This is a genomic window from Neisseria sp. HMSC055H02 (assembly GCF_001813335.1).
Classification (GTDB): domain Bacteria; phylum Pseudomonadota; class Gammaproteobacteria; order Burkholderiales; family Neisseriaceae; genus Neisseria; species Neisseria sicca_C.
In genome coordinates, this window is sequence record NZ_KV812051.1 from 1 (window position 1) to 5,695 (window position 5,695).

5 protein-coding genes are annotated in these 5,695 nt (G+C 52.5%); 1 reads left to right on the forward strand and 4 read right to left on the reverse strand.

Annotation, left to right across the window (positions count from 1 at the left end; genetic code table 11):
• Positions 1–139 precede the first annotated feature (139 nt).
• From HMPREF2907_RS00090 to dndC, 4 genes are read right to left on the reverse strand one after another with little or no spacing between them, the layout of a single operon-like run.
• The gene (locus HMPREF2907_RS00090; RefSeq protein ID WP_070679056.1) at positions 140–1,726 is read right to left on the reverse strand and encodes an FtsK/SpoIIIE domain-containing protein; all 1,587 of its coding nucleotides are present in this window, start codon (positions 1,724–1,726) and stop codon (positions 140–142) included.
• Between the two features lie 15 nt (positions 1,727–1,741).
• Positions 1,742–3,787: a DNA sulfur modification protein DndD gene (gene dndD / locus HMPREF2907_RS00095; protein WP_070679057.1), complete on the reverse strand. Its 2,046-nt coding sequence runs from the start codon at positions 3,785–3,787 to the stop codon at positions 1,742–1,744.
• 2 nt (positions 3,788–3,789) lie between these two features.
• Positions 3,790–4,008, reverse strand: a complete 219-nt coding sequence (locus HMPREF2907_RS00100; RefSeq protein WP_009425188.1) for a DNA modification system-associated small protein — start codon at positions 4,006–4,008, stop codon at positions 3,790–3,792.
• Complete coding sequence (dndC, locus tag HMPREF2907_RS00105; RefSeq protein WP_070679058.1) at positions 3,977–5,122, reverse strand: DNA phosphorothioation system sulfurtransferase DndC; 1,146 nt, start codon at positions 5,120–5,122, stop codon at positions 3,977–3,979. Before dndC ends, HMPREF2907_RS00100 begins: the two co-directional genes overlap by 32 nt.
• A gap of 66 nt (positions 5,123–5,188) precedes the next feature.
• Here dndC and HMPREF2907_RS11350 point away from each other — a divergent pair, with 66 nt between their 5' ends.
• Positions 5,189–5,440: a helix-turn-helix domain-containing protein gene (locus HMPREF2907_RS11350; protein ID WP_083310617.1), complete on the forward strand. Its 252-nt coding sequence runs from the start codon at positions 5,189–5,191 to the stop codon at positions 5,438–5,440.
• The last annotated feature ends 255 nt before the right edge of the window (positions 5,441–5,695 follow it).

Genomic DNA, 5,695 nt, shown 5'->3' on the forward strand with positions numbered 1-5,695 from the left:
GGATTTTGGGGAATTTTGCAAAGGTCTCATTTGGTCATAAAAAACTGCACCTTGTGAGTTGGGGGGATGTCCAACTTTTGGGGTGCGGTTCAAAGTTTTCAGACGGCCTGTTAGACTATGCAAAGGATGGTTGAATAAATTATACATTATACCCGTGCAGAAAACGTGCTGCTTCATTGTTCCATTTGACCAGGTGATCGCCTTTGGCCGTCAGGTTTTCGGCACCACGCTCGCCCAAGATAATCTCTGAAGACTGGCGTTTGCCTGTTTTCAGCGCGATTTTGGTCGGCAGGTTGTCGCGCAGGCGGCCGCTGAGTGTTTTCGCATCGGGGCGTTGCGTTGCTAACAGCAGATACATTCCTGCGGAACGCGCTTTTTGTGCCAGCCGCACCAAATGCCCTTCTGCCTCGCTGCTGACATCGATAAGGTCGGCCAGTTCGTCAATCACGATAACAATATATTTCGGGCGGGCGGGCTGCGGGACTTCTGCAATATCCTTCGCACCGTATTCGTCCATCAGACGGTATCGTTTATCCATCTCATCAGCAAAAGACGACAATATTTCAGCAGCTTCTTCCGCATCGCTGACTATGTGCCCCTGCCATAAATTCGGACGGTCTTTGAAGGCGGCAAAATCCGCAGAAACTTTGCAATAACACACAGCGATTTCCGTTTCATCCTGCGGGGCGAGTTCGAACAGGGAAGCCAGCATCGAGCGCACCAGTACCGATTTCCCCGCCCCCGTTTCCCCACCCACCATCACATGCGGCGCGGTGGCGAAATCTTGAAACACGGGTTCGCCGCGTTCGTCCAAGCCGATACACACTGGCAGTTTGAATCGCCGTGCCGATGCACGGTATTGCTGCAAGGCAGTCTGAAACTCATCTTGTCCATATTGCCGCCAGGTATCTTGTGAACGCAGGATGTTGATGTGCCAAGTGTTGGCTTCGCCGCGTATGCGTCCGCAGCGCATTTCGTCATCCCCGATGCCCAATTCGGAGCAGATTTGGCTGTGGTATTTTTCCAAATCCACATAGCGGTCGAACTGTACGCGCAGGCAGTCGTAGCGCACGCCGCCGTATTCGGGCTGTATCGTACCGCCTTTCCCGACTGTTTTGTCCAGTGCGGTTTTGAGTTTGGTGCAGGCTGCATTGAGTGTCCCGACATTTTCTGCATGAAGGCCGTCTGAAAAAGAATTTTTCCCCATGCTGTGCCGTCCGCTGCTGTTTTTAACGGCCAATTCGGCCAATTCGTTCAAAAAGGCCTGCCGTTGTGCCAAATCGTCATCGGGTTTGAATTGTCTGCAACGTTCCCAAAACGCATGCAAACCAAGCGCGCCGGTATGCCACAGGTCGGCAATTAGTTTGTACAAATCATCTTTTCCCGCCGGTTTCCCTTGCCTGATGTGGAACAGGGTTTCGCTCAACAGGGCAAGCCAAAGCCGCGAATGGTCTTGAAAGCAGGTTTGGAAAGAAGGGATGTCGATGCCTTTGGTATCGGGGGCGGCAGTCAAATTTTCCGGCTGGCGAGCCCAGCCTTTGGCAAAGCAATAGCCGATACAGAGTACCGCCCACTCGTAGTTGTTGTCCAGATGCGGCAACGCACCTGCGTGGGTGAGTTTTTCGCGTATGGCTTTGGCTTCGCTGCTGGAAATAATGTGTTTGTCGCTAATCAGGGTATGGAAATAGTCGGAATCCCACTGGCGGTTGTCTGGCAGCAGATACATGTATTGTTCCTTTAATTATTCGAAATAAACATCGGTAGTTACACGTGAACATGCGCCCGCGCTGTCCAGCGATTCGGCTTCCACCAGATAGGTGCGGCCGATATGCGGGTCGAGACGGCGGTACACTTCGGGGGTGATTTCGGTGTCCTGCGACAACAAAATTACCTGCTGTTCCAGCCTACTCCAATGCTTGAACAAACCTTCTCGGTGGCCCTCATCCAAACGTGCCAAAGGGGTATCGATGACAAAGGGGGCAGGATAGTGGGTAACTTCCGCCAATGCCGACACCAGCGACATAATCAGAATTTGCATTTGTCCGGCCGACAAATCGACCTGCGCTTCCCTGCCGTCGCGGCCGTAAAGCCCCATCCTTCCGTCGGCTTCGATGCTGATTTTGTGGATGCGGTCATCGTGTGCAATGGTGCGGTTGATGCGGGTGGCGGTTTCACCGATTTCACCCGCCTTTTGCCGCATTAGAGCATCGGTCAATGCGGCAATAACTTTTTCTACCTGTCCCGCACGGCGCGACTTCACCATCAGCGGGTTGCTGTCGCTGATTTTGTCTTGCAGTTTGCTGACTTCATCCTTTTTGCGCCGGCATTCTTTTTCTTTTTCCAACACGTTGCTTTTCAGGCTGCCCGAACGTTCTTTCAGTATATCGGCCTGCTTGTTCGCCTGTTTGAGCTGTTCCACCAGTTCGTCTTTGTTGCTGCCTTTGAGCAGCTCCAATTCTTCCAAGACTTGTTTTTGTTCGCTCCGCCGCTGTTCGATATCGGCCAGCAGGCTGCCTATCCTTCCTTGTGGCATACCCTGTATGCGGCTGATTTCGTTTTGGATTTCAGCATGGGCGTTTTTCGAGAGATAGTTGTGCTCGATAGTTTCGGCGCAATTTTCAGGCAACGGGTAAAATAATTCGTTCCAGCATTCGGCTACAGCTTCCTTCATCAGCGGGTCTTCCAAAATGGCGCAAGCCGAACGCCCCAATACTTCTTTGACTTTGCCGCTGCCGACAAACGCGCTCCAAAAATCGTTTACCCGTCCCGCAATCTGCTCCCTGCCGGCTTCATGGTGCAGGCGGTTGGCTTCTCGTTCGAGTTTGATTTTTAGCGCGTTCAGGCCGTCTGAAGGCAGGAAGGCCAGCGGCATGGCTTTAACCGCCGCCTTGACCTTCGCATTGAAATCGTCCATTTCCTTCTCCAGCCGTTCCCGCTGCATCAGCAAATCCTGCGAAGTGCGGATGTCGCTGCCGCCGCCGATCTGCTGTTGCAGCCTGCTTCTTTCCGCATCCCAATGCGCCCATTCCTGTTGTACTTTTTCCCATTCTTCACGGAATACATCATATTGCACTTGGGCAGAAGTCAATGCGCTTTCGGCTTTGTCCAAATCTTCCTGCATCTTTTTGCCCGCGTTTTCGGAAATGCAGCGTTTGCGGTAATCGCCAAGGCTGTCTGCAAGCCGCGTCAGCAGGGTTACGCCCAACAGGCCTTTCAGGGCGGTATTGAGCCACATACCCGTGCCGCTGCGTTCTGCAGCCTGCACGATTTTTTCGCCGTCGAAAAAGAAAAACGGCGCATAATCGAACGGCAGGGCGTAAGTGTTGAGATATTTGTCCAATTCGGCTAAATCGACAGGCAGGTAGCGGTCGTCAACCAGCACGTCTGCCCGCGTTTCGGTGCTTTCGCGTTCAAATTGCCTTTTCTCATTGAAATGCCATTTCCGGCGGATTTTCAGGCCGCAAATCTTACCTTGCCGCCGTTGGCGGATTTCAATTTCCAGATCGATGCGGTATCGGCCGTATTGCGGCGCTGCTTTGTGATGCAGGGCAGCCTGCAGGAAATTCGGGTAATTGACATCTTTGCTGTTCAAGCCGGCCCGCTGCAAATGGCTGACCGCATCCGCGTCATACAGGCACAGGTAAACCGCTTCCAACAAAGTGGTTTTGCCGTGCCCGTTCATCGCGCCGATTAAAACAATGTTCTGCCCGTTTTTCGGTTCGGGAAAGGAGAAGGTCGCTTCTTGGTAGGATTTGAAATTAAGCAGCCTGATTGAATGTATCCACATATTCAGCCCCAATATTTCCTGTTTTCAAAAACTTCATCGAATACTTCGGTCATGCCGCGTTTGCGGATCCGTTCCTGTTGCTCGCGCTCCCATGCCGCCAAATCGGCCAGCGCATCGGGCGATACACCATGTTCGGCAGCGATTTTCTCCATCAGGTTTCTGGCATTTTCATCACTCCACAGCAGCAAATCAGCCACCTGTTCCCGTGTTTCCGTCTTCATTTTTATTCCTTGAGTAAGTGTTAATCAGATCTTCCGTCCAAATTCGCTTGATTAGGTCGATTTCGTCCTGCGAAATCAGTTCTTCGCCGAAAGCAGCCTGCACTTTTAGCAGCTTCGCCAGCATTTCCTGCCGCGCCGCGATGGTGAACGGGCCGGGGATGTGTTTGCCGCCTTTGAACGTGAGTTTTCCGTTGCGCCGTTCGACCTGGCGGTATTCGGGTTTGTTGCGGATGTCCACCAGCCAGTCGCGGTATTCGATTAACGGTGTGAATTCGGTTTTCCCCGCGTCCACAAAGCCCTGCAGGCTTCTGTCCTTATTGACCACCGTGCACGTCCAGCAGCCGAAGCGGCTGGAATTGGTGCCGCAACCGGGGGCTTCTTCCTGCGACAGCACAATCGGACATTCGCCGCCGGCGGCTTCGCGGTAGAGCTTGATTAAACCGTTGTGCGTGCCGCCCCAGGGCGGGTCGTTGGCCGCAAGGAATTCCCACACGTCGTCGGTACTCAAATCGGCAATCGGTCGGTACACCAGCGCGTTCTTCAAATCGCCGTGCGGGGTCAGGTTGCTGTTTTCCAGATTCTTGTGGCTTTCGATACTGGCCTTGCGGGTGGCGGATTCGTCTTTGCGCACGCCCAGCACGATGATAGCTTTGCCGTTTTCGTTCACCTTTTGCAGGATGTAGCCGCTGGTTGGTTCGATTTTGAGGCGGTCGGTACACCAGCGCATCGAGCGGTTGGGCGTGGGGTAGCCTTTGCCGATGAGTAGCGTCCAAAACGTGTCCTGCAATTTCGGCACGGTGATTTCTCCGCTGACGGGCAGCCTGAAAATTTCGGCGGCGCGCAGGATTTCTGCCAAAGATTGGCGCATGTGTTTCACCACTAGCGGGCTTTCCACAAGCGTGTCGTTGGAAACGAAGAACACCTGCCGCGTCCGCAGCATTGGCGGCAGCGAAAGCAGCATGTCAAACACCAAATGGGCGACAAGGGTGCTGTCCTTGCCGCCTGAAAAGGTAACAACCCAAGGGTAGTGTTGTGTTTCGCTCAAATATTCTTCAGCGATGTTTTGGCGTATAGCATCGAACGGGTTGGCAGGGTGTATGGGTATTACGATCATTTTATACATATTTCTTATTTGCACCTAAAACAGGTGCAAGCGTGATTGTACCTAAAATCGGAGCGCATGAGAAATATTCGTTTGTCGGTACACTCTGCCGAACACACCTATTTGCGACAACTCCTTATCCGCAGAAGATTGGATTTGGGGTTGTCGCAGCGTGCATTGGCGGAACGGATGAATGTAGTGCATTCGTTCGTAGGAAAAGTGGAAACGGGTGACAGACGGATGGATATATTTGAATTTATCAAATACTGTCGGGCTTTGGATTGGGATGCGTCTGAGGTAGTTCGGGGTTTGCAGGAGGGCTCGGTATGACGGATTTACCGGTCTTGTTGAAATATGCAGAACAATTTCGAGGGTTGCATACCAATTTTACTTATGCGCAAAAGCAGTCACCGCACAAATTTATTTTGCTGTACAGCCTGAGACCTTTGCAAAAAAGCCCTTCCCTCGACAGCCGAAACCCAAACACAGGTTTTCGTCTATTTCCGCTCCTAATTGCTCCTGATTTTACCCAAATATCCCCTTAATCCTCCCCGAATACCCGATAATCAGGCATCCGGGCCGCCT

Bases quoted from the DNA above. Each gene is read 5' to 3' on its own strand.
- HMPREF2907_RS00100 (WP_009425188.1), bottom strand. From the start codon at position 4,008: ATGAAGACGGAAACACGGGAACAGGTGGCTGATTTGCTGCTGTGGAGT.
- HMPREF2907_RS11350 (WP_083310617.1), top strand. From the start codon at position 5,189: ATGAGAAATATTCGTTTGTCGGTACACTCTGCCGAACACACCTATTTG.
- HMPREF2907_RS00090 (WP_070679056.1), bottom strand. From the start codon at position 1,726: ATGTATCTGCTGCCAGACAACCGCCAGTGGGATTCCGACTATTTCCAT.
- dndD (WP_070679057.1), bottom strand. From the start codon at position 3,787: ATGTGGATACATTCAATCAGGCTGCTTAATTTCAAATCCTACCAAGAA.
- dndC (WP_070679058.1), bottom strand. From the start codon at position 5,122: ATGATCGTAATACCCATACACCCTGCCAACCCGTTCGATGCTATACGC.